The following is a 25,690-nucleotide window of genomic DNA, read 5'->3' on the forward strand; positions in this document are numbered from 1 at the left end:
TGGGCGCTGCTCGCCCGCCGGTTGTCGATCGCCCGGTGTTCACCATGTCCAGCTCGTCCGCAGTGGCCCGAGTTGCCCACCGCGCAACGTCGCACGACAGACCTGTTCCTTCAGCAGAGCGGCCGCGTGACCGGTGAGGACCGCGGGGAGCGGGCGGTCGGTGGGGTCGGAGAACTGGATGAGCGCGTCACGGCGCCCCAGGCTCACGGACTGGCCGATGTACTTGCGGCGCAAGGGTTTCGGCTCGCGACCGGTGAGGACTCGCAGGATGGTCTCGGCGGCGTGCACGCCGCAGGGCACCGCGGCCTGACAGCTCATCCGCAACGGGTTCGTGTGGAGGGCGACCGCGTCACCGGCGCCGACGATGTTCGGACTCGTTGTGCTGACCAGGGTGTCGTCGACGAGCATGGCCCCGGCCGCATCCACTTCCAGCCCGCTCGACCGGGCCAGGTCCGAGGGCGCGAAGGCGGTGGTGGTGATCGCGAGGTCGGTGCCGAGGACAGCGCCGTCGGTGAGGGTGATCTTGTCCTGCGCGATGGCCGCGACCGACGCTTGGTCGACCACCGTCACCCCGAGCGCCGCCAAGGCGGTACGCGCGCGGGCGCGCCCTCGTGCGGACAGGCTGTGGCCCAGCTCGCCGGTCACCAATCGCACCCGCACAGCACCGGTTTCGGCGAGTTCGGCGGCGGTTTCGATGCCGGTGAGGCCGCCACCGATCACCGTCACCGTGGCGCCGGCGGGCAGGTCGGCCAGGCGCAGGCGGGCGCGGTCGGCTTCGGCGCGGGTGCCGAGCGAGACGGCGTGCTCGGCCGCACCCGTGATACCGGTGTCGTCGGTGTGGCTGCCCGGGGCGTAGACGAGGTGGTCGTAGCCGATCTCGTCGCCGGAATCGGTCCGCACGCAGTGGTGCCGGGCGTCGATGACCTGCGCGGTGGTGGTGACGATGCGGACGGTATCGGGCAGGACGCTGCGCAGCGGCCGATGGGCTCGATGTGTGCCCGCGATGTACTGGTGCAACCGGATGCGTTCCACGAAGTCGGAGCCCGGATTCAGCAGTGTCACCTGTACGCCCGGGTGACGGATCAATCGCTTCGCGGCGCTGATCCCGGCGTACCCGCCGCCGAGGACGACCACGTCGGCCTTCATCTACGACCCCCTCTGTCCGCGTTCGTCTTTCACGATAGTGACCTGTCGCGCAGCGAGGGTATGCAGGTGAGCGGGCTCACGCGCCGAAAAAATAGGGTGGCGCGGTGTGGGGGAGCGGTGTTATCAATGAAAGGTCTTGTTCCCGGCGATCGGAGTCATGCGTTGATTTCTTGAGGTAGCGCTTTCGGGCGGTCCGCACTGTGCGCACCGCGTATCCGTCGCACCTCGAGGTGGTCCGCATGTCTACGCTGTCTTTTTCCGATCTCACTTTCCACTGGCCCGACGGCACCGTCGTCTTCGACGGGCTCGATGCCACCATGGGGCCCGGCCAGATCGGTCTGGTCGGTGCCAACGGTGCCGGGAAGTCCACGCTGCTGCGGCTGATCGCCGGTGAACTGCGCCCGGTGCGCGGATCGATCACCGTGCCGGGCGATCTCGGGTATCTGCGCCAGGATCTCGGCATGCGCACCGGTCAGCGTGTCGATGCCGTGCTCGGGATCGACGCGCTGCGCGCGGCGCTGCACCGCATCGAGCACGGCACGGCCGACGCCGCCGACTTCGACACCGTCGGCAACCACTGGCAGGTGGAGGACGAGGCGATCGCGCTGCTCGGCAAACTCGGCCTCGACTACGTGGCCGGATCCGTCGCCGACCTCGACCGCACCCTCGACACCCTCTCCGGCGGCGAGACGGTGCTGCTCGGGCTGGTCGCCGAACTGCTGCGCGAACCGGATGTGCTGCTGCTCGACGAACCGACCAACAACCTGGACTCGGTCGCGCGGGCGCGGCTCTACACGGTGATCCGCCAGTTCACCGGCACGGTGATCGTGGTCAGCCACGACCGCGAACTGCTCGACCGGATGGACGGTATCGCCGAACTCCGGGCGGGCGGGATCCGGTTGTTCGGCGGCAATTTCACCGACTACGAACGCGTCGTCGAGGCCGAACAGCAGGCCGCGCTCGCCGCCGTGCGCGACGCGCGCAGCGACGTCCGCAAACAGGCACGGGAACTGGAAGCGGCCAGGATCAAACTCGACCGCCGAAAGCGCTACGGACAGAAGATGTCCGACACCAAGCGTGAGCCGAAGATCGTGATGGGCAACCGCAAACGCAGCGCCGAGGTGTCGGCGGGCAAACTGCGCAACTCCCACATCGACAAACTCGACACCGCTCGCGAAACCCTCGACCAGGCCGAGGAGTCGGTGCGCGCCGACCGGGAGATCCGGATCGAACTGCCCGGCACCCGGCTGTACCCGGGACAGGACGTGATCGCCCTCGACCAGGTGCGCCTGGCCAACGGTCCCGTCGTCGACCTGCGGGTGAGCGGGCCGGAACGGATCGCGCTCACCGGACGCAACGGTGCGGGCAAGACCACCCTGCTGCGGCAGATCGTCGCGGCGGGCCCGAAGGTGGCGTGGCGGTTGCTGCCCCAGCGGCTCGACGTGTTCGACGACGCGCGATCGGTGTTCGAGAACGTGGCCGATGCCGCACCGCACGCTTCGGCCGAACAGATCCGGGGACAGCTGGCACGCTTCCTGTTCCGCGGTGCCGACGCCGACATCGCGGCGTCGGCGCTGTCGGGCGGGGAACGGCTGCGGGCCGCGCTGGCCACGCTGCTGCTTGCCGAACCCGCGCCCAAACTGCTGATGCTCGACGAACCGACCAACAATCTCGATCTGCCGAGCCTGGCGCATCTCACCCAGGCCCTGGCAAGCTTCGAAGGCGCACTGCTCGTGGTGAGCCACGATCAGCGGTTCCTGGACGACATCGGCGTCACCCGGACCCTCGAACTCACCCCCGACGGGCTGGTCGAGTAGGCAGGGGCATGATCGGGGACGACCGAAACCCGCGGCGTTCGCCCGGGGACGACGAACAGATGGGGTGACGTGGAGCAGTCCGTTGTGTCGATCGACGTGGTGACGTTGCGATGCTGGGAGGGCGACACCGGCGTGCGCGTGGGCATCGCGGCCCGCGAATTCGAACCCTTCACCGGGCAGCTGGCCCTGCCGGGCGTCCTGCTCGGGCGGGGCGAGCGCCTGGTCGAGGCCGCCCGCCGCGCGGTCCTCGGCAAACTCGGTGTGCCCGACACCGCGATCGTCGCGGTCGGCCAGCTACGCACCTTCGACGAACCACACCGCGACCCCCGTGGCCCCACCCTCGCGATCGCCATGTGGGCGGTCGTCGCCGAACACGAGGGCCCCGCCGAATGGGTCGGTTTCGACGAGGTGCCCCCGCTGGCCTTCGACCACAACCACATCATCGACACCACCCGGCCCGCGCTCGCCGCCCTCCTCTGGAAAGACCCCGCCTTCACCCGCGCCCTGGCAGGGGCCGAATTCCCCGCCACCCGCGCGGTCGACCTCACGACCTCCCTGCACGGCGCTCGTCCCGACCCCGCCAACCTCAACCGCACCCTCGCCACCATCCCCGGCCTGCACCGCACCGGTGAACGCCGCCGGGTCCGGGCCACCGGCCGCCCCGCCGTGGTCTGGGCTTTCGACAGCTGATCCGCGCAACGGCGCCGAGCACGGCGCGTTCAGCCGGAAGATCGATTGCCGCCGGGCGCATATGTGCGTTCAGTCTCGGAGCGCAATGGCAGCCTGGTCGCAGAGCACATACTTGCGTTCGGTCGGATAAGGCCGTCGCCGCGACGCATGCGTGTGTTCAGCCGGAAGCGGCGCTGGTCGCCAATTCGTAGAGCGCATACGTGCGGCGCAGCACTGGATACGAAACATTGTGCACCGCAATGTTTCCCGTGGTCCGGCCGTCTTCGGTGCCCGCGTGTGCGTGTCCGTGCAGCGCGAGCGTCGCGCCCACGGCGTCGATCGCGTCGCCCAGCGCCTGACAGCCGAGGCCGGGATAGATCGAGGTCGGTTCGCCTGCCAGGGTGTCGACGGTCGGGGAGAAATGGGTGAGGGCGATGCGTGTCGGCGTGTCCAGCGTTTCGAGCGCCGCACGTAACCGCCGCGCGTCGACGGCCCCGCGATGCATCAGTGCCCGATGGTCGGCACTGCCCGAGTCCGGGTCACCGGGGTACGCGGGGAAGCCGCCGGAGCCGCCCATCACCCCGGCGATACCGATCCGGTGCCCGCGAACGGTGCGGACCGTCGCCTCGCCGTCAAGCATCCGCACCCCGATGTCCGTGAGCATGCCGGCGATCACATCGCCCGCCCCTGCGTCGTGATCGTGATTGCCGAGCACCGCCACGACCGGCACCGGCAGCCCCGCGAGTTCGGTGCAGAGCAACTGGGCCTCGGCCACGGTGCCGCCGTCGGTGAGGTCACCGGCCAGCAACAGCAGATCGGCCTTGTTCCCCAGCTCGAGGAGGTCGGATCGGAACTTTCCCGCGACGGCCGGACGCATGTGCAGATCGGCGGTGGCGGCGATACGGACTGGTGCGTTGTTCCCCACCCACCGAGATGGCCACAGCGGATCGCCGCTGTCAACAGCGCGGCGATCACCCGCCGAGGAGGGCGCGTGGGGGCGGTCGGATCGGAGCGTCGTACTACCGTCGCGTGTCTGTGACCCCGGGGAATCGAACACCAGGTCGGTGTGGGGACTAAAGTTGGTGGTCCGGGCGGTTGCAGCAGTCGGCTGACAGGTCGAATGCGGCGTGAGAGGTGGTGGCATGACTCGACAACTCGGCGAGGCGAAGGTTGGGCAGGGGTCCACCGACGCCGCGCCAACCGGTGGTGCCCAGGGCAAGCCCGAACCCGCGAAGCAGTCGCCCACCGCCTCGGTGCCCAGTTCGGCATCACGGCGTGTGCGTGCCCGGCTGGCCAGGCGGATGACCGGTCAGCGCGGGATCGCGGCGGTCAAGCCCGTGCTCGAACCCCTCGCGACGGTGCACCGGGAGCTGTACCCGAAGGCCAACCTGGCGCTGTTGCAGCGCGCCTTCGACGTGGCCGACGAACGCCATGCCAAGCAGTTCCGCAAGTCGGGCGACCCGTACATCACCCACCCGCTCGCGGTCGCCAACATCCTCGCCGAACTCGGCATGGACACCACGACCCTGGTCGCGGCCCTGCTGCACGACACCGTCGAGGACACCGGCTACTCGCTGGACCAGCTCAAAGAGGAATTCGGCCAGGAAGTCGCCCACCTCGTCGACGGGGTGACCAAACTCGACAAGGTCAACCTCGGCGCGGCCGCCGAGGCCGAGACCATCCGCAAGATGATCATCGCGATGGCCCGCGACCCGCGCGTGCTGGTGATCAAGGTGGCCGACCGGCTGCACAACATGCGGACCATGCGTTTCCTGCCGCCGGAGAAGCAGGCCAAGAAGGCCAAGGAAACCCTCGAAGTCATTGCGCCGCTGGCACATCGGCTCGGGATGGCCACGGTCAAGTGGGAGCTCGAGGACCTCGCGTTCGCGATCCTGCACCCCAAGAAGTACGACGAGATCGTGCGCCTGGTCGCCGACCGGGCGCCGTCGCGCGACACCTACCTGGCCAAGGTGCGCGCCGAGATCGTCAACACTCTCGCCGCGTCGCGGATCAACGCCGTCGTCGAGGGGCGACCCAAGCACTACTGGTCGATCTATCAGAAGATGATCGTCAAGGGCAAAGACTTCGACGACATCCACGACCTGGTAGGCATGCGGATCCTGTGCGAGGAGGTCCGCGACTGCTACGCCGCCGTCGGCGTGGTGCACTCGCTGTGGCAGCCGATGGCGGGCCGGTTCAAGGACTACATCGCCCAGCCGCGCTACGGCGTCTACCAGTCGCTGCACACCACCGTCGTCGGCCCCGACGGCAAGCCGCTCGAGGTGCAGATCCGCACCCACGACATGCACCGGACCGCCGAGTTCGGCATCGCCGCGCACTGGCGGTACAAGGAGACCAAGGGCAAACACTCCGGTGACGCCGCCGAGGTCGACGACATGGCGTGGATGCGTCAGCTGCTCGACTGGCAGCGTGAGGCCGCCGACCCGGCCGAGTTCCTCGAGTCGCTGCGCTTCGACCTGAAATCGCCGGAGATCTTCGTGTTCACCCCCAAGGGTGACGTGATCACGCTCCCGCAGAAGTCGACGCCGGTCGACTTCGCCTACGCGGTGCACACCGAGGTGGGCCACAAGTGCATCGGTGCCCGCGTCAACGGCAGGCTCGTCGCGCTGGAACGTCAGCTCGAGAACGGCGAGGTCGTCGAGGTCTTCACCTCCAAGGCACAGAACGCCGGACCCAGCCGCGACTGGCAGAACTTCGTGGTCTCGCCCCGCGCGAAGGCCAAGATTCGCCAGTGGTTTGCCAAGGAACGGCGCGAGGAGGCACTCGAGAGCGGCAAGGAGCAGATCTCCAAGGAGGTCCGCCGCGTCGGGCTGCCGCTGCAACGGCTGATGAGCGTCGACGCGATGACCGCGGTGGCGCACGAACTGCACTACACCGACATCTCCACCCTCTACACCGCCGTCGGCGAACACCAGGTGTCGGCGCACCACGTGGTGCAACGGCTCATGGCCCAGCTCGGCGGCATCGGCGATGTGGAGAACGAGCTGGCCGAACGGTCCACGCCGTCGACCACGCCGAGCAGGCAGCGGGTCACCGGCGATGCGGGCGTGCTCATCCCCGGCGCCCCCGGCACCGTCGCCAAGCTCGCGAAATGCTGCACGCCCGTACCAGGTGACGAGATCATGGGCTTCGTGACCCGTGGCGGTGCGGTGAGTGTGCACCGCACCGACTGCACCAACGCGGGCTCGCTGCAGTCGCAGTCCGAACGGATCATCGACGTGGAATGGGCGCCGTCGCCGTCGTCGGTGTTCCTCGTCGCGATCCAGATCGAGGCACTGGATCGCACCCGGCTGCTCTCCGACGTCACCAAGGTGCTCGCCGACGAGAAGGTCAATATCCTGTCGGCGTCGGTGGCCACCCACGGCGACCGGGTGGCGATCAGCAAATTCACCTTCGAAATGGGCGACCCGAAACACCTGGGTCATCTGCTCAATGTGGTGCGCAATGTCGAAGGTGTGTACGACGTCTACCGGGTGACTTCAGCAGCCTGACCACGGCTTGTCGGCCCGGGCACACGCTATTCGCGGTGCCCGGGCCGCTCGCTGCGCTCGCTTCGTTCTGATGGATCGCCAGAAAGTTGCTGAGGCGCAAGGGTTTGCTGGGGGCAGCGGAAGGGCCGGTTTGGGCAGGGGTTCGGATACCCGGAATCTGTTACGGTTTACTGCGTTTCAACGTTCCACTGGTCAGCCGAAACGGACTGTGATGCGGATCGATATGGCTCGGTGCACGACACGACTCACGGTGACGATGATCGCGATCACCGTTGCCTCGGCGTCGGTGTCGGCGGGGGTGGCCGCCGCGGAAGAGGTCACCCCCGTCGCACCGTCGACACGCGTGGCCATCGATGCCTGTCCTGCGTTGTACGCCTTGGGAATTCAGGGCACGGGGGAGTCCTCGCCCGATGCCGCGCCGAGCACCGACACCGGCATGTTGAGCACCGTCTTCCGGCCGTTGCTCGCCGCGGCCGCCGAGCCGGGACTCGTCGACCGCGCCTACGTTCCCTACGAGGCGGGCTTCGGTGGTGCCGTTCCCGGCGGGGTCGTGCCCTACACCGAATCGGTCGACGGCGGTCTCGAACGCTTGCGGTCGATGGCCACGCAGGTAGCTCAGCGGTGCCCGGACTCGCGCATCGCCGTGGTGGGGTATTCGCAAGGCGCCCACGTGGCTTCGCTGTTCGCGCAGGAGGTCGGCTCCGGCACCGGCGTACTGCCCGCCGACAAGGTCGCCGCGGTCGCGCTGTTCGCCGATCCGACCCGGGGCGAGAACGCGCCGCTGTTCCCGGGCGCACCCGACCGCGCCACCCCGCTCGCCGCTCCCGGCACCGAGGGCGCCGCCGTCGCCGACCTCGGTGCGGTTCGTCAGGCGCCGGCCCCCGGCGGCGGGCTCGGTTCCCGCTACGACCGGGCGGGCGACTACGGCAAACTCACGGGTCGCGTCGCAAGCTTCTGTGCCACAGGCGATCTCGCGTGTGATGCACCCCAGAACGCGCCACTCATGCGGGCGGTCACCAACCTGGTGAGTCAGGTGAAACTGTCCGGCGGCGACCCCATCGGTTCGCTGGTCTCGATCGCGCAGGCGCTGGCGTTCACCTCGATCAAGACCGCCTCGACCGTGGTGAACGAGGACATCGCGGGCAGCACGCTGGCCGATGTGTCGCTCTCGCCGAAGAAGTCGATCTCCCAGCGTCTCGCCGACGCCGCCGACCCGCGCGCCGCCCTCGACGTGAACGCCGCGTTCCAGGCGCTGCTGAAGGTGGGCATGATCGGCATCAACTCCGTCGCGACCGTGGTGAAGACCGTGCTCACGCCGGCGAGTATCGCCGAACTGGCCACGGCGGCGCTGTCGAACCCGCTGGCCGGGCTCACGCTGCTCGGGACGAAGCTCGTCGGTGCCGTCGCGCAGCTGATCCCGCCGACCACCGGCGTGCGCCTGGTGAACGAGGCCTTCACGGCGGTGGCGCAGAACATCACCGACAACCGGGAATTGCTGGATGTGACCACCTGGGTGCGCTACTGGGACTCCATGCAGCGCCACGTCGCGTACTCCCAGATCGGGGTAGGCGCCCAGGGCGCGACACCGACCCGGTACGTGGCCGACTGGTTCGCCGCGATCGCCCGCGACGCCGCAGCAACCTCCGGGCGCGGCGCGACACCGCTCGGCGGGCCCGACACGCCCGACCCCGGCCTCTTCACCAGCCGAACCGGCGAGCCTACGCCATCGAAACCCGGTCATGGGGGACAATTTCCGTTCGGGACAGGAGCCGATGGCGCCTCATCCGGCGGCGCGACGACTCCGCCTGCCGCGACACCCGAACCATCACCTACCAGCCCGTTCTCAGTGAACTGAGTACCGAGAGGTATCGATGCGAATCCATGTGCCCGGCGTAGCGGAAAGGGGGGAATGTTGAAGTCGTACAACGAACTGTCGCGCTGGTACTCGGCGCTGGAGCCGGAAACCGACACGGCCGACCCTGCGCGCCAGGACACCACCGAGCAGGTGGCGGGCGACGACGAGGCCCCCGCCCGATATTCGCAGCGCCCCGAGCGCATCCCGACGGCCGACCACCCGGCCACGCCCGTCGAGCGCTCCGGACAACCGTGGACCAAGCCTGCCCCCGAAGTCGACGAATCCTGCGCCGAGGACTTCACCGCCCGCGACTTCACCAAACCGGATCCGGGCGCCGACCCGGCACCGCGCTCGGCGGAGCAGGAAACGCCTGCGCGTGCCGAGGACCGGCGAGCCGGGTTCGACACCACACCCCGCGACGAACCGGCCGTCGACTACTACGCGGACGAGCGCGAGCCGGCGCCGATCATGGAAGCGCGGCCCTACGTGCCCGAGCCCGTGCCGCTGGCCGAACACGCCGCGCGGCGCAGCGAATTCACCGGCGGCTGGTCGGACTGGGTGGAACACGCGCCAGGTCCCGACGACGACTACGACGCCGAACTCGTCCAGTTCCCCTGGGCCGATGCCGCCGACGACTATGACGAAGCGCATGTGCTCGAACCGTCGGGCGCCCTGCGGGAACGCCGGGCCCGACGGCGCAACCGTTCATGGGTCGTGCTCGCGGTCGCCGTGCTGGTGCTGGTGGTCGCCGCGACCGGTGTGATGTTCCTGCTGTTCGGACGTGGCAGCAGCCACGCCGCGCAACCGGCCACCCCGCTGCACTTCACGGCGGGCAACCTCACCGCCGACGCCGGGGGCGCGTGCCCGACCGAACGCACCGAACTGGTGGTCCGTAGCGCCGAACCCGGCGGCACGAGTTCCGGTCCCGACGCGGTGCTCGCCTTCCAGTACGCCTACTACGTGACCCGATCGGGCACCGAGGCACGCGCGGTGGTCACCCCAGATGCCGAGGTGTCCTCGGCCGCGGTGATCCAGCGCGGCATCGATTCCATCCCGGTCGGCACGACGCACTGCGTGCGGATCACCACCGTCGCCCCCGACCGGTACACCGTGGAGGTCACCGAATTCCGGCCCGCGGGGGCGCCGGCCACCTACACCAAGCAGTTGGTGCGAACGACGCGCGTCGGCGATCGCACGCTCATCGCGGGCATCGCGGCAGGGTAAGGAGCAAGGCGATGACAGACGACTGGAGCCGATGGCTCGACGAGGCCCCCGAGGGGGACCCGTCGGACGACCTCGCGCGTGATCCGGCTCCGGTGGTGCGGTTGCGGCGCAGGGGCGGCGCGCGTTCCGGCGGGGCACGCAGGCCGATCCTCGTCGTCGGCGGCTGCGGCGGCGCGGGCACCACGACGACCACTCTCGGCCTGGCCGCGGCCTCGGCGATGGACGGTGCGGTGACCGTCGCCGTCGACGCCACCGCCGCGGGCAGCGACCTCGCCCTACGCGGCGCCGACAAACACCTGCACCCGGTGAACCTGCAGTCGTGGGTCTACGGGCGCGGCGACGACGAACCGGCCCCGATCGAGGACTGCCTGTCGCGGTCCACCTCCGGATTCGGGCTGCTCTGGCGCGACGCGACCCCGCTGCGGCGGCGCGCGACATATCTCACTGTCGCCAGGGCATTGGACGCCGGTGGCTACACCGCCGTCTACGACGGTGGCAACCCGATTGCCGGACGGCAACTGCGCCCTCTGCTCGACGACGCCGATATCGCGCTCGTCCTGACGATTCCGGCCCGGGTCGACGCCGCCAACCGGCTGCGGGTGACCCTGGAATGGCTCGACGACCATTACGGCGACGACGGCGCGGGAGTCGTGGCCGACACCACCATCGTTGTCTCCCACCAGTATTCGCAGGACGATTCGCGCGTTGCGGAGCATTTGCGCGAACACCTGTCGGGGTGGGTGCGCGAGGTCGTCGAGATCCCCTACGACCCGCATCTGGCGCGCGGCGAACTGGTTCGCCACAGCGAGCTCGCCGAGGCGACGCGTGCGGCATATGGGAGCTTGCTCGCGGGAGTGGCATCATGACGGCAGCTATGAATCTTCGTCGTCGTCGTGAACCGGATGCGCCCGCCGGTGTCGTCGCGCCGCCTGAATCGTTGCGCGCCAAGATCTGGGAGCGCCCGGTCCCCGGGGTGGGACGGGCGCCGCTGGTCTGGTTGCTCGGCGTGCACGGTGGGGCAGGCGCCACCACGCTCGCGCATGTCCTCGCGCCCGCCGCGGACGCCCGTGGCCGCTGGCCGGGTGTCTTCGATCGGGAATCGCCCTACGTGGTGCTCGTTGCGCGCGAGACCATCTCGGGACTCACCCGTGCCCACGATCTGCTGCGCCAGCACCACGCGGGGCTGGCCGGACCGTCGCTGGTGCTCGGCTTGATCACCGTCGCCGCGCGGCCGGGGCGGATGCCCGCAGAGATCCGCCGCTACCGCGATGTGGTCGGTTCGCTGGCCGGGCACGTCTGGCAGGTGCCGTGGATCGAGGAATGGACTCTCGTCGAATCCGGTGCACTTCCGGTGTGGTCGCCGGGCGACGAGGTGGTGGCCCGCAAGCGCAGGCCGGACCCGCTCGAAGAGGTTCCGATCGAGATCGGTGAGCTGGGAACCGATCTGGTCGCCGCCATCAGAACGAGCCTCGGTTCGCCGATCTCCTCGGCGGCGCAGCGGGGTCGATCATGACGGCCGGGCGCGTCGGCCGTCTGTGGTGTACAAACGTGTGTCGGCGTCGAAGTGTTTGTGGCACAACACCTTTACAGTGGGAGAAAGGCACCCGATGAGCATGCTCCTCCTCGCCGTGCAGGACACGTACGGCACCGTGCTTGCCCAGGTCGGTAACCCGACCCCGGAAGCTCCTCCCGGCTCGGAGAAAATCCTGCAGCTGGTGCGATACCTCACCTGGTTCGTGCTGCTGTCGGGTATCTGCGGCATCACCTACGCGGGCGGCAAGTTCGCGTGGGAGCGCTGGACCGGCGGCGGCCTCGAGTCGCCGAAGATGGTCGCGGGCGCGATGATCGGCGGTGTCGTCGCCACCAGCGCGGGCACGATCATGAATGCGGTCATCGGTTAGTGATCGCCGTGCTCGCCTACAAACAGATCCCGGCCGACGTGCTCGCGCCGCTGATGCAGTTGCTCAACTGGCTGCTGTGGTTCGTACTGCTGTCGTGCCTGGCCTGGATGATCCTGTCGGCGGGTCGGCTGTGGATCGCGTTCCGCAGCGACCTCGCCGTCAACGATGCCTCACACGGTGTGCTCATGAGCCTGATCGGCGCCGCGGTCGCCAGCACCGCGTCGGCGATCGCGCTGGCATTCCTGCCGGCGTGAGGCAGCGGACGACGAAGGCACGACCATGAATTCCACAGTGACACGACCGGTGCTGGTCGGTATCGCCCTGCTCACCGCCGCAGCGGGTTGCGGTGAGCAGGACGCGGGCCCCGACCTGTCCTCGGCACCGACCGGCGTGCGCTGGCAGCACTACCAGGGCATCGCCCTGCCCCACGCCGATCAGGGGCCCGCCCAGGTACAGCAGGGCGCCGCAACCGGATTCGAGCACTCGCCGCGCGGGGCCGGGCTGGCCGCACTCACCCACACCATCCGGCTGTCGGTGGCACCCGACGACGACTGGGCCACCGTCGTCAACCGGGGCCTCGTCCCCGGACCGGCACGCGACGAGTGGGCGATCAACCGGGTGCAGCTGTCGATCGCCGGGCCCGCCGCGCCCGAGTACGCGCCGAAATTGTTGGGTTACAAAATCACCGAATACCGTGACGAGCAAGCCCGTGTGGACGTCTACACCGAGTACTCGGACCGTTCCCGCGCGGTGAACCACACCGCGGTGAGCTGGTACGGACAAGACTGGCGACTGCGCTTACCCGACCCGGAGTCCACCACCCGACCCGTCGACGCGATCGACGAATTACCACCCGACATCGTGACATTGGAGGCACCGAAGTGAGCGAGAAGGAGGCGTCGACGCGCGACCGCGCGTCGTTCGGCATGATCGCCTCCGGTGCCCTGCTCGCCCTCATCCTGGTCGTCGGCGCGGTCGTGTACTTCACCAGCAGCGGCGAGGGCGAGATCGACGCCGGTCCGCCGCCACCACAGGCGGCGGGCGGCACGGGCTTCGCCGAACCGGAGGTCGACCTGTTCGGCAGGCGCGTCGACATCCCCAACAACCCGGCCGGGCAACCGCTGGCCCAGGACCCGAGCGCGCGGCGCACACCCGACGACCCGGACTGGCTCACCGCCGCCCCGGCTGGCACGACGAAACCGCACGGGTGGCAGCGGGTCTACGGCGCGTCGGTGCCGTTCTCCACCTCCGACGGACCGTCGCGGATCGAGGCCGGACTGGCCGTCGGCTACGCGCACACCCCGCAGGGTGCCGCGCTGGCCGCCGCGCAGATCACCTACCGGCTCAACGCCAGGCCCGCCGACCGCGACCTGTACGTGACGCAGCTGCGGGTGAGCTCCACCCAGCTGGCCGCCTACGACTCGGCGCTGGCCGCCGACAAACTGCCCGAGCAGCAGCCGGAGAAGGTGACGCGCTACTTCGTCGCCTCCGACGCCTTCCGCATCGATGACTACGCCGACGACATGGCGATCGTGCGACTCGCCTCGCGCGGTCCGGTGGTCGACGGTAAACAGCTGTACGCGGCCATGCGGCTGATCGTGGTGTGGGACGACGGTGATTGGCGGCTGAAACCGTCGACCACCACCAACAACCGGACCGAATACGTGGAATCGCTGGCGGGGTGGACGACATGGTGACCAACCATCGAGGGGTGCCGACAATGCTGAGGCGGATCGTCACAATATTCGCGGTGATCTTCACCGTGATGATCGCGACCCCGACCGTGGCCTACGGTCAGACCTACGGCTTCGACGAGGCGTGCAACGAACTGCACGACACGCTCGACAGCGTCGCCATTCCCGGTGTCTCGCTGGGTGATGCCGCGTCGGCGGTCTGCAAGGCGGGCAATGCCGCCACGCACCCGGGCGATGCCGCGACGGCGGTCAAGGACAAGGCGTGGGACTCCACCTTCGGCAAGGTGGTGGACTCGCTGATGAAGGGTCTCGGTGAGGCGCTGATCCTTGCCCTGACCTTCTGGATGAAGGTGCCCAACGAGGCGGTGAGCGACTCGGGCGCGTTGTTCACCAAGATCAACGACTACACGTATCAGATCCAGATATTGCTGTTGATCGCCTCGGTCATCATCACCGGTGGCCGATTGGCCGAGGCCAGACGTGGTGCGGCCGTGAGCGAGGCCGCCGAGTCGTTCCGGCTGTTCGCGCGTGTGGTGTTCAGTTCGTGGATGCTCGGCGCGGTGATCGTGGCGGGCACGCGCGCCTCGGACAAGTTCTCCGAGTGGATCATCGCCGACGCCACCGGCGGCAACGCCAAGAACATGGCCGAGCTGATGGTGAAAACCTCGAAGCTGCAAGCCTTCTCGCCCGGCTTGGTGCTGATCATCGCGATCGTCGGCCTGCTCGGCGCGCTCGCCCAGATCGTGCTCGCGATCGTGCGCCAAGGTCTGCTCGTGGTCGCGGCGGGTGTGCTGCCGCTGGCCGCGGCGGCGTCGGCGACCAGTACGGGCAAGCAGTCGTATCAGAAACTGGTCGGCTGGATCATCGCGTTCATGCTGTTCAAACCGGTGGCGGCGATCGTGTACATGATCGCGTTCACCACGGCGGGGCATACCGACGAGACCACCGCCTCGGGTGGGCTGCCCAGCGGTGAGGACGCCCAGCGGATGCTGGTCGCGCTGGTGCTGCTGTGCAGCGTGGCGTTCGTGCTGCCCGCGCTGATGCGTCTGGTCGCGCCCGCCGTGGCCACCGTCGGTACCGGCGGCTCGGGTCTGATCGCCACCGGCGGTGTGGCGCTCGGTGCGATGGCGCTCGGCGCGGTCGGCACCAAGGCCGTGGCCGCGCGGCCCGTCGCGGCGCCGGGCACGGCAGGCTACTTCGGCAATCAGGCAGGCGGTACCGGTGGCGCGGCCGCCCAGCGCGGCGGCGCTCCGCGACCCACGCCACCGCCACGCGGCGGCGGTTCCGCACCGCCACCGGCCAGTTCGGGCGCGGTGCCCTCGGGCGCGGCCCGCAACATGGCCGCCGCCCGGGCCGCGGCGGCCTCCACCGCCCGCGCCGACGAACGGGCGGGCGACGTGGCCGGTGACCGCTGGGCCAACCGTTCACCCGACCTCGGCAGGAGCACGATTCCGCGATGAGCACCTCCGCGACCGACACCTACGAGCGCCGCTCCTACGGCCTGTGGCAGAAACCCCGCAGCGCCGGCCTTTTCGGCCTGCGCTGGGAAGAGACCGTCATCGGTTTCGTCGTGGTGATCACGGCACTGGTCTGTGCGATGGTCGGCGGATTCAAATGGGGCTTCATCGTCGGCGGCTTCGGCGCGCTGGTGATGGTGCCGCTGGTGTGGCGGACGGGGGGCCGTTCGGGCTATGAGACGGGACTGATGATGTTCAACTGGATGCGCTCGCGCCGCAACGGCGAGCACGTGTACCGCGGTGGCCGGTTCTCCCGGATCCCCGGCGGCGTCACGAAACTGCCGGGACTGCTCGCCCCGTCGAAGCTCTACGAGGGCATCGACGCGGGCGGCTACCACTTCGGGATGATCCACCTGCCCGCCTTCGCGCAGTACACGGTAGTGCTGCGGGCCTGGCCGCAGGGCCACGAGGCGGTCGACCAGCCGGTGATCGACCGCTGGGTCTCCGCATGGGGCACGTTCCTGGCATCGGTTGGCCAGACCAGCGACATCGTCGCGGTGGTCCCGGTGATCGACACCGTGCCCGAGACCGGCAACCGCCTGCTCAACGAGGTCTCCACCATCACCCGCCCCGAGGCGCCGGATCTTGCCCAGCAGGTGATGTACGAGCTGGCCACCGAATTGCCGCAGGAGCGTGTGCAATTGCTGCCGCGCGTGGCGATCACGTTCAAGGCGACCACCGCCGAACGACGTAAGAACCCAGCCGAGGAGGCCGTGGAGATCGGGCGACGGCTGCCCGGAATCTGCGCCGCGCTGGCCGAGGCGGGCGTGCGGGCACAGCCGATGTCGGCCGAGGAGGTCATCTCCTTCATCAGGCGCAGCTACGACCCGGCCGCCCAGGCCGATCTCGAGGTGGCCGCCGCCGATCCCGGCGGGCACGGCCTCGGCTGGGACGACGCGGGCCCGGTGTCCTACGACGAGAAGTGGGACCACTTCATCCACGACGGCGGCCGCTCGGTGACCTGGGAGATGGACGCCGCCCCGGAAGGCGCGGTGGACGAACGGGTGCTGCAGCGGTTGCTCGCGCCGAATCCCGAAGTACCACGCAAACGCATCGCGATCGTCTACCGGCCCCATTCGGCCGCCGACGCCGCCGAGATCGTCGACGACGACTTCAAGAACGCGCTCGTCGCCCAGCAGAGCGAACGCGGTGTGGTGTCGGCGGCGGCCACGCTGCGCGTCGGCGCCACCCAGCAGGCGCGCGAGGAACAGGCGCGCGGCCACGGTGTCACCCGCTTCGGTGCCCTGGTGACCATCACCGAACCGCTGCGCGGTGACCTGCCGCGCATCGAGGCCATCACGCGGGACCTGTCGACGCAGGCCCGCCTCAAGATCCGCCGGTGCTACCGGTACCAGTCCGCGGCGTTCGCGGCCTCTCTCGGTTGCGGTGTGATCCTGCCCGAACACGCGACCATTCCGAAGGCATTGGCGGGGTGAGGCGATCATGGGACGCGACTACGAACCCCCGGTGCGCGACCGCGACGACATCGCGTTGCGCCCGGTCCACCGGCCACCACGCATTCGCGGCGAACGCGAGCCACGCCCCGCGGGGAGCACGTCGCGCGTGAGCGACGACGTGCTCGGCCTCGACGAGCGCACCGACCGCGACGACCCGTCGCGGGGTTCCCGCGCGGGCGAGGAACGTGCGGCGGGGGAGCGCGGATCGCGCGAGGATCCGGCACGTTCCGCCCGCGAGCGATCCGAGCGAGGTCGTGGCGCTGGTCAGCGGCGACCGTCGGGTGACGACGTGCGCGGGCGGCGCGGCGACGACCCGCGCGGGCATGCTGACGAGCTGCGGGGCCGTGGTGACGATTCGCGTGGTCGCGGTGACGACATGCGTGGTCGCGGTGAGGACTTGCGTGGCCGTCGCGACGATGTCCGCGGCGGTGGACGTGGTGACCGGCGCGGGGAGGGGGAGCGGCGGGGGCGTGGTCCGCGTCGTGACGCCGAGCGGCGCCCACTCGGCGGGCTGCGCGACGAGGACCACGGACCACGGTTGGAACACGAACGCCCGCAAGGTGATTCGCCTCGCCGTCCGAAGCAGTCCGCGCCGAAGCCGACGAAGAAGCAGCGTCCGGCCAAGGTGGCGCGGCCCGCCAAGGCCCTGCGCCCGGACGACGCCGCCGACCGCGCGATGGGTGCGGGTCGTTCGGCGCGGGCGAAGGCCAAACCCGAACGCCGCCAAGGTCCGGCGCTCCTCGACGACGCCACCCGCGCCCGTTACGAGATGATCGCGCGCGAGCAGTCGGGTCTGCGCGCGGCTTGGGCGACCTTCCGCATCCACACCGACGACCTGCGCCGCAACAATGCCCAGGCCCGCACCGAGGCCGTCGTCAAGGACGGATTCGACCGCACCACAGCTGAACTGACCGACCGGGGTTACTCCGGCGCGGGCGGCGGCAAGATGAATGTCGTCGGTCGCCCCGTGGAGTACCGGGCGACCACCGCGCAGGTCGCGGGCCTGTGGCCGTGGTCGGTCGGCGCGGGCGCACCATTGATCGGCACCCCGCTCGGTTCGCATCTGCACACCGGCGCCCCGGTGTGCTTCGACCCGATGAACTGGTTCATGCGCGGCAGTTTCATCACCGCGCCGAGCCTTTTCGTGCTGGGGCTCAACGGTTTCGGTAAGTCCTCGCTGGTGCGCCGGATCGTGCTCGGCGGCATCGCCCAGGGCATCACCCCGCTGATCCTGGCCGACGTGAAACCCGACTACCGCAAGATGGTCGAACTCGTCGGCGGTCAGGTCATCGACCTCGGCTACGGGCACGGCAAGCTCAACCCGCTCGCCGCCGGTGTGCTCGGCTCGGTGGTGCCACGGCTCGAGGAATTCCCGGCGCTGCAACTGCAGGTGCTGCAGGATCTGCGCGCCCGTCAAGTCACTCTGATCGCGGGTCTCGTGGAACTGGTCCGCGGCGCCCGGGTGGCGGACTTCGAAGAAACGCTCATCGCCACCGCCCTGCGCATCCTGTACCAGCCGGGCAGCGGCTACGCCCCCGACAAACCGCCGATCATGGAGAATCTCCTCGAGGTGATCGTCGCGGGCGGACCGGAACTCATGCTCGACGCGGGTGCCGACGACGAGGACGAATACGCCCACGCCATCAAACATCTGCGACGCTCGCTGCGGGCGCTCACCCAGGGCCCCTTCGGCGCCATCTTCAACGGCCAGACCAGCGTGCCCATCGACACCGGCGCCGTCGCCGTGTGCATCGACGTGTCCCACATCCCCACCGGTGACAAGAAGCTCAAAGCCGCCGTGATGCTGGCCTGCTGGGCCGACGGCTTCGCCTCGGTGGAGGCGGCGCACGTGCTCGCCGATGCGAAACTCGGCCCGCAGCGCTACTTCCAGGTGGTGATGGACGAGCTGTGGCAGGTGCTCGGGCTCGGCGACTTCATGGTCGACCGCGTCGACGAACTGACCCGTCTGCAGCGTGGCCTGGCCACCGCGCTGATCATGATCAGCCACACCATCAAGGACCTGCAGGCGCTCGGTTCGGATGCCGCCATCGCCAAGGCCATCGGCTTCCTGGAACGCGCCCGCGCCAAGATCTTCGGCGCCCTGCCCGCCGAGGAGATCTCGCGACTGGATTCGACGGTGCCGTTCACGGCCGCCGAACAGGAAATGGTCACCGGATGGTCGGCGCCGCAGGCGCTCACCGGTGAGGCACTCAAACCGGGCCAGCAGCGGCCGTCGCCGCCGGGTACCGGCAAGTTTCTGCTGAAGATCGGTGAGGATCGCCGTCCCGGCATCCCCTTCCACATGGAGTTCACGGTGTCGGAGAAAGAAAGCGGAATCCACGACACGAACCAGCGGTTCAGCGAGTTCGGTGACCACCCGAGAGGTCAGGCACCGGAGGAGGACCAGCCATGATGCCGCACCGGTCCTACCGCCGCGTCTCGCCCGAGGTGCGCAACGCCGCCGTCGAACAGGTCCTCGCGCTCACCGACAAGCTGCGCAGCGAGTCCGAGGCGTGCCGGGTGGTCGCCGAACAGATCGGCGTGCACGCGAATTCGGTGCGCAACTGGGTGCGCGCGGCCGAGGGACCGAGCCTGGACCGGATGGACGCCACCGCGTTGCGCCGCAAAGTGGTGCTGCTGCAACAACAGCTGGCCGCGGCCGCCGAGATGAACCGCACCCTCGCCGACACGCTCAACGAAACCCGGCGCCGCACGTGAACACCGCCGCGGCGGACGAGCCTGTCCTCGCCGCCCGGCGCGCAACCCGGGGCGGTGGCCGATGAACGCCCGCTCGATGATCATCGGCGTCTTCGGCTCGGTCATCGGATTGGTTGCCATGGTGCTGGTGATCGTCTTGCCGTCCTCGGACGAGACCTGCGAGACCGGTGACGTGCTGGTCGGCTCGTCGGCGCCGACGCTGCCCGAACTCGGCGCCGACACCCGCGCGGGCGCCACCACCGCGGCGACGACCACGAACGCGACCGTCACCGGCACACCGTCGCTGGCGGCCGGGGTCGGCCCGCTGCGGCGCACGCTGCCGATGGAGGTCGGCACTTTCACCATCTCCGATGTGTTCGGTTCACGCGGTGGCGGACACAAGGGCATCGACATGGCCGCCGCCGACGGGACGACGATCTATTCGGTGTCCGACGGACGGGTCGTCGCCGCCGGGCCCGCGTCGGGGTTCGGGAACTGGATCGTCGTCGACTCGGTCGACTACAACGGGCGCGCCTACTCCGCGGTCTACGGGCACATGTGGGATCACGGCGTGAAGGTGCGCACCGGTGACACCGTCACCGCCGGTCAGCCCATCGGCATGGTCGGTTCGGCGGGCGAGTCCAGCGGTCCGCACCTGCATTTCGAGATCGTGCCCGGTGGTCGCTTCACCGGTGGCCGCCAGATCGACCCGATGCCGTGGCTCGACGGCGCACCGACCCCCGATGTCGGTGGCGCGCGGGCCTTTTCGAACGACCCGAGCTGTGTGCGTGGATTCGGCAGTGCGGGCGGTCTGCTCGCCGACGGGAAGGTGCCCGCCGAGCTGGAGATCTGGTACCGGCGCGCGGGCACCGTGTGCCCGGAGATCTCCTCCTCGCTGCTGGCCGCGCAGGCCAAGCAGGAGTCAGGTTTCCGGCGCGGGCTCACCTCACCGGCAGGCGCGCAGGGCCTGGCCCAGTTCCTGCCCGGCACGGCGGTGAGTATCAACCCCGACGACGGACAGCCCTACATCATCGACGCCGACGGCAACGGCACCGCAAGCGTGTGGGACGACGGCGACGCCATCATCGGCCAGGCCCGCTACATGTGCGCCATCGCCCACAAGATCGCGGGCTGGATCGCGCAGGGCAAGGTCTCCGGCGACCTGGCCGCCCTCACCCTCGCCGGTTACAACGCCGGTGAGGGCGCGGTGCTGGCCTCGGGCGGCATGCCGAATCGGTACGCGGCGCACTACTCCGAGACGCGCCCGTACGTCACCAACATCCTGGCGATGGAACCGCAGTACCGGGCACCGGGCGCGCAGGGCCGGTTCACCCGCGAACCCGGCGCCGAGGGACCACAGATCGCCGAGGCCGCCCACGATTGGCTGGGTGTGCCGTACGTGTGGGGCGGCGGCGGTCCGCAGGGACCCAGCGGTGGCGGATTCGATGCCCCCGGTCTGACGGCCGCGGCGGTGTTCGCGGCGACGGCGGGGGAGGTGGACCTGCCGCGCACCGCTGAACAGCAGTGGGAGGCGGGCACGGAGGTGCCGCTCGGGCGAATCTCGGTGGGCGACCTGGTGTTCAGTGACTTCGGCCCGCAGGGACCGGCGCAGGTCGGGGTCTACGCCGGCAACGGCCAGGTGATCCAGGCGGTCGCGCCGAGCGGACGCAGTGGCGGCGGCGTCGTCGAGGTGGCGATGCCCGGTGACGCGCGGGCGAGGAGGGTTGTGTGACCACACGGGCGGCCCGACCAGGGATAACCTGGTGGAGGACAACACGAATCCGCACGACCCCGGCGGTGATGCTCGTGGCGTTTCTGAGTACGGTGCTCGTCGCCTGCGGTGGCGACGCCGATCCCGCGCGCCCACAGGCGAGTTCGACCACGCGGCTGCTCGAGGCGGCGGCCACCGTCGACCCGACCACTCCCGACGGGGTAGCGGTGGTGGCGTTGCGCGAGGTGTACACCTGGCATCCGGTCACCGAGGAACCCGGTGATTCGCTGGCGCGGGCGCGAAAATGGCTGGGGCCGAGCATGTTACGTATGCTTGACGCGCCGACCGGCACGGCGGCACCGAAACCGTCGCTGCAATGGGCCGATTGGGCGAAGGCGAAAGCGGAGGTGACGGCTTTCACCTTCGCCTCGGGGGAGAAGGCACCGCCGAGCGCCGATCCGGCCGTGACGCAGTTCAAGATCGGCATCGAGCAGACCGTCGTCTACCCGGACGGGCGCACCGAAGACCTACCGCCGAGCACGGTCATCGCGACCGTGGTGCAGACGCCGCAAGGCTGGCGCCTCGACGGGTTCCGCTGAGATCCATATCCGACAAGGTCCTCGAGGAGGCACACGTGGCGAAGAAAAAGGTGAAGGACCCGGCCGCGGTCGGGCCCGACACGACGCTCATCCTGATCGTGTTCGGCTTCGCGACGCTCGGCGTCCTCGCCGTCGCCCTGCACCTGGGCAATGCCCTGTCGGTGCAGCCGCAGAACGTGCCCGCCAACCCGATCGCCGTGGTCGCCGACCTCGCCCGGGGCAAACTGCACTGGCCGCGCGCGTCGACGGTGATCGTCCTGCTGGTGATCGCGGCGATCTTCGCCTACTTCTACATCCGCAAGCAGATGAAGAAGCGGGCGGGCGCTGGGCGGCTGGCGATCGATGACAAGGCCGACCACATGGGTAGTGGCAGCGCGATCGCCTCGATCACCGAGGAGGGGGTCCGGCAGAAGGCCAAGGACCTCGGGGTACGGCTCGGCACCAACGACGCGCCCGGTGTGCCGATCGGTGTCGCCGTGGCCGACGGGACGCCGCTCTACGGTTCCTACGAAGACCTGCACCTCGACATCTGGGGTCCCCGCCAAGGCAAATCGACGTCACGGGTGATCCCGGCGATCCTGTCGGCCATCGGCCCCGTGCTCACCACGTCCAACAAACGCGACGTCGTCGACGCCACTCGCAACGTCCGCGAGGCCAAGGGCAGCGCCACCTTCGTGTTCGACCCGCAGGGCGTGGCCGGGGAGCGGCCGACCTGGTTCTGGGATCCGCTGGCCTGGGTCGATTTCCGGCGCGAGGGGTGTGAGATGCGGGCCGCCCGGCTGGCCGGGCACTTCGCCGACGCCGAGTCCGGTGGCGCCGACAGCGGCGACAGCTTCTTCGATCCCGAGGCCGAAGACCTGCTGGCCGGGCTGTTCCTCGCGGCGGCGATCGCGGGCAAGCCGATCACCCAGGTCTGGGAATGGGTCACCGACTCGCAGAACAGCGAACCGATCCAGCACCTGCGAAGCGCGGGCCACGACTTCACCGCGGCGGGTCTCGCCATGCAGTACAACGCCGAACAGCGCACCAAGAGCGGCATTTTCGGCACCGCGAAGAAAATGATCCGCTGCCTGCAGCTGTCCAATGTGCACCCGTGGATCACCCGCGGCGGCAGCGACCGGATGCAGTTCGACGAGCTCGAGTTCATCGAACGCAACGGCACGCTGTACTGCCTCTCGCTCGAAGGTCGAGGATCGGCGGCGCCGCTGGTGAGCGCCCTCACCGAGGCCGTGATCGATGTCGCCATGCGCAAGGCGGCGATGTCGTCCGGCGGGCGGCTGCCGATCCCGCTGCTCGCCGTCCTCGACGAAGCCGCCAACGTGGTGCGCTGGAAGGACCTGCCCAAGCAGTACAGCCACTTCGGTTCGCGCGGCATCGTGGTGATGACAGTGCTGCAGTCCTGGGCACAGGGTGCGCGCTGCTGGGGTGCGGACGGGATGAACGCGCTGTGGTCGGCCGCCAACATCAAGGTTCTCGGCAGCGGTGTCGACGACATGGCCTTCCTGCGTGACCGGTCCGAGGCGATCGGCGAGTACGACTCCATCTCGGCGTCGGTGTCGCAGTCGGGCAACAGCAAGAGCTACTCGCGCTCGCTCAGCTCGTCGGTCACCTTCACCGCACAGGGGTTGGCCACCTTGCCACGTGGGCGGGCCGTGGTGTTCACCTCCGGTCAGCCCGCAGTGCTCGTGCGGACTGTGCCGTGGTGGGAGTCGGAATACGCCGACGCGGTCCGTCGCTCGATCGACGACAACGACCCGACCCGCAAGACCCGCATCGACGATCTGGTGCTCAGCGCTCAGGCTCCCACAACACTGTCGAAGAACAATCCGCCACCGGATGAGATCGGTGAAATCGAGGAGGTCAAGCCGCTGTGAACGACCAGGAATCGAATCCGGAGACGCAGGACTACGCCTACGCCGATCTGGTGTCGTTCGTGAACGAGTATCTCAGTGAGATCTATCGGCGGCAGGTGACCGATATCAGCGACACGGTGTGGTGCCCGGAATGGTGGCGCCACCCGGAGGCCGCCGTGCGTCTGCTCGCGCTGTGGCAGGCATGGGAGTTCTACCGGCAGAAGGGCGGCACGGGTCTGAGCGTGTGGTTCCTCGACCACGCCGACCCGCACATGACGAAACTGTTCGATCCGCGTGGGCCGTTCAAGTACTGCAGTGTCCGCAACGGGCACAAGGAAATGCTGAAATCGCTGCCCGTGGAGAACCCGACGGACGATCAGCAATTCGCCCACGTTCCGCGCAGCGCGTGGGAGAAGGGGGACCCCTCCGCGTCGTGAACCGCGTCGACGGTCCGGGGCGGTGACCGCCCCGGGTCAGCGGCCGCGCTCGATCCCGCGCGACCCGATCCCGCGCTCACGGGTCCCCACGTGGCGGGTCGGCACGTCGCGTATCCGCAGCGCTTCCTCGGGCGAAATGCCCTGGCTCATCTCCATGAGCATCCGTACCTGACTCAATTCCGGTGCCACACCGGCCCGCTGCAGATGCGCTGCGATGGCGGCACGGCGTTCGGTCGAGTCGTACCCGAGCTGCGGCGCCTCCACACTCTTGGTCGCTGTCGCGGCGGCCGAACTCGATGCGAACGGAGACGACGGGTCCTTCTGCAACGACAGACCCTTCTCCTGCGTCTTGGTCTGACCCATCGTCATCATCTGCTTGAGCTCGATATTGCGCGGGTCCTTGGCCTTCAGATCGCGCGCCTCGCGAATCTGCAGCTCGCGCGCTTCCTTCATCTTCGCTTCGATCGCCTTGGCGCGGGACTCGGCCTCTTTCTGACCGTGTTCGCGCGACTTGAGGGCGACCAGGGTTGCCATCTGCAGCATGGTGCGCATCATCGCCGCCGTTTCGCTGCCGATGTCGTCGAGTTCCGCCATGACTGCTCCCCGATGCCGCTGTGGAAGTGGACATCTGAGCCTACCCTGAAAACGACGAACGGGCCGGACACCCGAGGCGTCCGGCCCGTGTCGTGGTAGCTGGGGCGTCAGCCCACCTTGACGGTGTTGAACGAGATCGGCATCGCCGGGCCGCCGTCCTGGGCGCCACCCTCGACGCCCGCGCCCGCGACCTTGTCCAAGGTGGCCAGGCCCGCCTCGTCGATGGTGCCGAGAATGGTGTACTTCGGGGGCAGTTCGGTGTCGCCGAAGACGAGGAAGAACTGGCTGCCGTTGGTGCCCTTGCCCTCGGGGGAGATACCCGCGTTGGCCATGGCGATCACGCCGCGCTTGTAGTTCACCGGCTGACTCAGCGCCGGGTCACCGTTCGGGTACAGATCGGTGGGGTACTCGTTGTCGAAGCTGTAGCCGGGGCCGCCCGAGCCGGTGGCCGTCGGGTCACCGCACTGCAGGATGCCGAAACCGGGGCTGGCCACGATGCGGTGGCAGCTGGTCTTGTCGAAGTAGCCCTGCTGGGCCAGGCTCACGAGCGAGTTGACCGAGCACGGCGCCTGCGCGCTGTTCAGTGACAGGCCGATCGGGCCCTGGGTGGAGTCGATCGACAGTTTCACCTCGGGACCGCCGGTGGCCACCGAGGTCACCGCGGGTGCCGTCACCGGTTTGGCGGGCGGCTCGGCGTCGGCCGGGTACGAGCAGTCGACCGTCGCCGGCTTGGGGGCAGGCGGTGGCGGTGCGGGTAGGTCGAGCGGCGTGTTGACGAACGTGGTCGTCGGCACCGCCGACGACGACTCGGCGTTCGCCGACGGCGAGTCGTCGCCCTTGGTGAGGAAGTACACCCCGACGCCCGCGGCCGCGACCACGATCACGCCGAGCACCGACCCGGCGATCGTCAGGCGCTTACGCTTCTTCTCCTGCTCGGCCCGTCGTGCCAGCTGGCGCTCCAGCTTGCGCTTGGCCGCCGCCCGTCGCTGTTCGTTACTCGGCACTAC

23 protein-coding genes are annotated in these 25,690 nt (G+C 69.2%); 19 read left to right on the top strand and 4 right to left on the bottom strand.

Features of this window, described 5'->3' with window-relative positions; genetic code table 11:
* Positions 1-39 precede the first annotated feature (39 nt).
* Positions 40-1,146 carry an NAD(P)/FAD-dependent oxidoreductase gene (locus LDL21_RS15290; protein WP_225280586.1) on the bottom strand — a complete coding sequence of 369 codons (1,107 nt, stop codon included), beginning with the start codon at positions 1,144-1,146 and terminating at the stop codon, positions 40-42.
* 239 nt (positions 1,147-1,385) lie between these two features.
* Here LDL21_RS15290 and LDL21_RS15295 point away from each other — a divergent pair, with 239 nt between their 5' ends.
* Together LDL21_RS15295 and LDL21_RS15300 are read left to right on the top strand one after the other, a co-directional pair.
* Complete coding sequence (locus LDL21_RS15295; protein ID WP_225280587.1) at positions 1,386-2,963, top strand: ABC-F family ATP-binding cassette domain-containing protein; 1,578 nt, start codon at positions 1,386-1,388, stop codon at positions 2,961-2,963.
* A 69-nt stretch (positions 2,964-3,032) separates the two neighbouring features.
* The gene (locus LDL21_RS15300) at positions 3,033-3,653 is read left to right on the top strand and encodes an NUDIX hydrolase (protein WP_225280588.1); all 621 of its coding nucleotides are present in this window, start codon (positions 3,033-3,035) and stop codon (positions 3,651-3,653) included.
* 157 nt (positions 3,654-3,810) lie between these two features.
* On the opposite strand, the gene LDL21_RS15305 is transcribed toward LDL21_RS15300, so the two are convergent.
* Complete coding sequence (locus tag LDL21_RS15305; RefSeq protein ID WP_225280589.1) at positions 3,811-4,557, bottom strand: metallophosphoesterase family protein; 747 nt, start codon at positions 4,555-4,557, stop codon at positions 3,811-3,813.
* 217 nt (positions 4,558-4,774) lie between these two features.
* Between LDL21_RS15305 and LDL21_RS15310 the strand changes: the two genes are divergently transcribed.
* From LDL21_RS15310 to LDL21_RS15390, 17 genes are all read left to right on the top strand, one after another.
* Positions 4,775-7,144, top strand: a complete 2,370-nt coding sequence (locus tag LDL21_RS15310; protein WP_067636147.1) for a RelA/SpoT family protein — start codon at positions 4,775-4,777, stop codon at positions 7,142-7,144.
* 256 nt (positions 7,145-7,400) lie between these two features.
* Positions 7,401-8,999 carry a cutinase family protein gene (locus LDL21_RS15315; protein ID WP_225280824.1) on the top strand — a complete coding sequence of 533 codons (1,599 nt, stop codon included), beginning with the start codon at positions 7,401-7,403 and terminating at the stop codon, positions 8,997-8,999.
* A gap of 54 nt (positions 9,000-9,053) precedes the next feature.
* Complete coding sequence (locus tag LDL21_RS15320; RefSeq protein ID WP_225280590.1) at positions 9,054-10,223, top strand: DUF8176 domain-containing protein; 1,170 nt, start codon at positions 9,054-9,056, stop codon at positions 10,221-10,223.
* 11 nt (positions 10,224-10,234) lie between these two features.
* Complete coding sequence (locus tag LDL21_RS15325; RefSeq protein ID WP_225280591.1) at positions 10,235-11,089, top strand: MinD/ParA family ATP-binding protein; 855 nt, start codon at positions 10,235-10,237, stop codon at positions 11,087-11,089.
* Positions 11,086-11,736, top strand: a complete 651-nt coding sequence (locus LDL21_RS15330) for a hypothetical protein (RefSeq protein ID WP_225280592.1) — start codon at positions 11,086-11,088, stop codon at positions 11,734-11,736. Before LDL21_RS15325 ends, LDL21_RS15330 begins: the two co-directional genes overlap by 4 nt.
* Before the next feature lie 94 nt (positions 11,737-11,830).
* Entirely contained in the window at positions 11,831-12,124 is a 294-nt protein-coding gene (locus tag LDL21_RS15335; RefSeq protein WP_067493819.1) for a hypothetical protein, read from the top strand.
* A gap of 8 nt (positions 12,125-12,132) precedes the next feature.
* Positions 12,133-12,378, top strand: coding sequence for a hypothetical protein (locus LDL21_RS15340; protein ID WP_372462184.1), 246 nt, complete (start codon positions 12,133-12,135; stop codon positions 12,376-12,378).
* 25 nt (positions 12,379-12,403) lie between these two features.
* On the top strand, positions 12,404-13,009 hold the full coding sequence (locus tag LDL21_RS15345; RefSeq protein WP_225280593.1) for a DUF8175 domain-containg protein: 606 nt from the start codon (positions 12,404-12,406) through the stop codon (positions 13,007-13,009).
* Complete coding sequence (locus LDL21_RS15350) at positions 13,006-13,821, top strand: DUF8175 domain-containg protein (protein ID WP_225280594.1); 816 nt, start codon at positions 13,006-13,008, stop codon at positions 13,819-13,821. Before LDL21_RS15345 ends, LDL21_RS15350 begins: the two co-directional genes overlap by 4 nt.
* Positions 13,822-13,874: 53 nt before the next feature.
* Positions 13,875-15,278: a hypothetical protein gene (locus LDL21_RS15355; protein ID WP_225280595.1), complete on the top strand. Its 1,404-nt coding sequence runs from the start codon at positions 13,875-13,877 to the stop codon at positions 15,276-15,278.
* Complete coding sequence (locus LDL21_RS15360; protein WP_225280596.1) at positions 15,275-16,771, top strand: SCO6880 family protein; 1,497 nt, start codon at positions 15,275-15,277, stop codon at positions 16,769-16,771. Before LDL21_RS15355 ends, LDL21_RS15360 begins: the two co-directional genes overlap by 4 nt.
* A gap of 7 nt (positions 16,772-16,778) precedes the next feature.
* On the top strand, positions 16,779-19,205 hold the full coding sequence (locus LDL21_RS15365; protein WP_225280597.1) for a putative type IV secretion/conjugal transfer ATPase: 2,427 nt from the start codon (positions 16,779-16,781) through the stop codon (positions 19,203-19,205).
* Complete coding sequence (locus tag LDL21_RS15370) at positions 19,202-19,510, top strand: transposase (protein WP_225280598.1); 309 nt, start codon at positions 19,202-19,204, stop codon at positions 19,508-19,510. Before LDL21_RS15365 ends, LDL21_RS15370 begins: the two co-directional genes overlap by 4 nt.
* A gap of 61 nt (positions 19,511-19,571) precedes the next feature.
* Positions 19,572-21,221 carry a peptidoglycan DD-metalloendopeptidase family protein gene (locus tag LDL21_RS15375; RefSeq protein ID WP_225280599.1) on the top strand — a complete coding sequence of 550 codons (1,650 nt, stop codon included), beginning with the start codon at positions 19,572-19,574 and terminating at the stop codon, positions 21,219-21,221.
* A 68-nt stretch (positions 21,222-21,289) separates the two neighbouring features.
* The gene (locus LDL21_RS15380; RefSeq protein WP_067636136.1) at positions 21,290-21,799 is read left to right on the top strand and encodes a hypothetical protein; all 510 of its coding nucleotides are present in this window, start codon (positions 21,290-21,292) and stop codon (positions 21,797-21,799) included.
* Positions 21,800-21,834: 35 nt separating this feature from the next.
* Positions 21,835-23,673, top strand: coding sequence for a type IV secretory system conjugative DNA transfer family protein (locus LDL21_RS15385; RefSeq protein WP_225280600.1), 1,839 nt, complete (start codon positions 21,835-21,837; stop codon positions 23,671-23,673).
* The gene (locus LDL21_RS15390) at positions 23,670-24,089 is read left to right on the top strand and encodes a DUF4913 domain-containing protein (RefSeq protein ID WP_225280601.1); all 420 of its coding nucleotides are present in this window, start codon (positions 23,670-23,672) and stop codon (positions 24,087-24,089) included. Before LDL21_RS15385 ends, LDL21_RS15390 begins: the two co-directional genes overlap by 4 nt.
* A 36-nt stretch (positions 24,090-24,125) precedes the next feature.
* Here the strand turns inward: LDL21_RS15390 and LDL21_RS15395 are convergent, their stop codons facing one another.
* Together LDL21_RS15395 and LDL21_RS15400 are read right to left on the bottom strand one after the other, a co-directional pair.
* Positions 24,126-24,683, bottom strand: a complete 558-nt coding sequence (locus LDL21_RS15395; RefSeq protein WP_225280602.1) for a hypothetical protein — start codon at positions 24,681-24,683, stop codon at positions 24,126-24,128.
* Between the two features lie 107 nt (positions 24,684-24,790).
* A complete protein-coding gene (locus LDL21_RS15400) occupies positions 24,791-25,687 on the bottom strand; it encodes a peptidylprolyl isomerase (protein WP_225280603.1) in 897 nt (298 codons plus the stop codon).
* Positions 25,688-25,690 lie beyond the last annotated feature (3 nt).

Origin of the sequence: Nocardia rosealba (assembly GCF_020216065.1) — a bacterium.
Lineage (GTDB): Bacteria > Actinomycetota > Actinomycetes > Mycobacteriales > Mycobacteriaceae > Nocardia > Nocardia rosealba.

What these genes read in the sequence shown, in the direction of transcription:
- LDL21_RS15290 (WP_225280586.1), bottom strand. Translation starts at nt 1,146, where the DNA reads ATGAAGGCCGACGTGGTCGTCCTCGGCGGCGGGTACGCCGGGATCAGC.
- LDL21_RS15295 (WP_225280587.1), top strand. Translation starts at nt 1,386, where the DNA reads ATGTCTACGCTGTCTTTTTCCGATCTCACTTTCCACTGGCCCGACGGC.
- LDL21_RS15310 (WP_067636147.1), top strand. Translation starts at nt 4,775, where the DNA reads ATGACTCGACAACTCGGCGAGGCGAAGGTTGGGCAGGGGTCCACCGAC.
- LDL21_RS15315 (WP_225280824.1), top strand. Translation starts at nt 7,401, where the DNA reads ATGATCGCGATCACCGTTGCCTCGGCGTCGGTGTCGGCGGGGGTGGCC.
- LDL21_RS15320 (WP_225280590.1), top strand. Translation starts at nt 9,054, where the DNA reads ATGTTGAAGTCGTACAACGAACTGTCGCGCTGGTACTCGGCGCTGGAG.
- LDL21_RS15325 (WP_225280591.1), top strand. Translation starts at nt 10,235, where the DNA reads ATGACAGACGACTGGAGCCGATGGCTCGACGAGGCCCCCGAGGGGGAC.
- LDL21_RS15330 (WP_225280592.1), top strand. Translation starts at nt 11,086, where the DNA reads ATGACGGCAGCTATGAATCTTCGTCGTCGTCGTGAACCGGATGCGCCC.
- LDL21_RS15335 (WP_067493819.1), top strand. Translation starts at nt 11,831, where the DNA reads ATGAGCATGCTCCTCCTCGCCGTGCAGGACACGTACGGCACCGTGCTT.
- LDL21_RS15345 (WP_225280593.1), top strand. Translation starts at nt 12,404, where the DNA reads ATGAATTCCACAGTGACACGACCGGTGCTGGTCGGTATCGCCCTGCTC.
- LDL21_RS15360 (WP_225280596.1), top strand. Translation starts at nt 15,275, where the DNA reads ATGAGCACCTCCGCGACCGACACCTACGAGCGCCGCTCCTACGGCCTG.
- LDL21_RS15365 (WP_225280597.1), top strand. Translation starts at nt 16,779, where the DNA reads ATGGGACGCGACTACGAACCCCCGGTGCGCGACCGCGACGACATCGCG.
- LDL21_RS15370 (WP_225280598.1), top strand. Translation starts at nt 19,202, where the DNA reads ATGATGCCGCACCGGTCCTACCGCCGCGTCTCGCCCGAGGTGCGCAAC.
- LDL21_RS15375 (WP_225280599.1), top strand. Translation starts at nt 19,572, where the DNA reads ATGAACGCCCGCTCGATGATCATCGGCGTCTTCGGCTCGGTCATCGGA.
- LDL21_RS15380 (WP_067636136.1), top strand. Translation starts at nt 21,290, where the DNA reads ATGCTCGTGGCGTTTCTGAGTACGGTGCTCGTCGCCTGCGGTGGCGAC.
- LDL21_RS15395 (WP_225280602.1), bottom strand. Translation starts at nt 24,683, where the DNA reads ATGGCGGAACTCGACGACATCGGCAGCGAAACGGCGGCGATGATGCGC.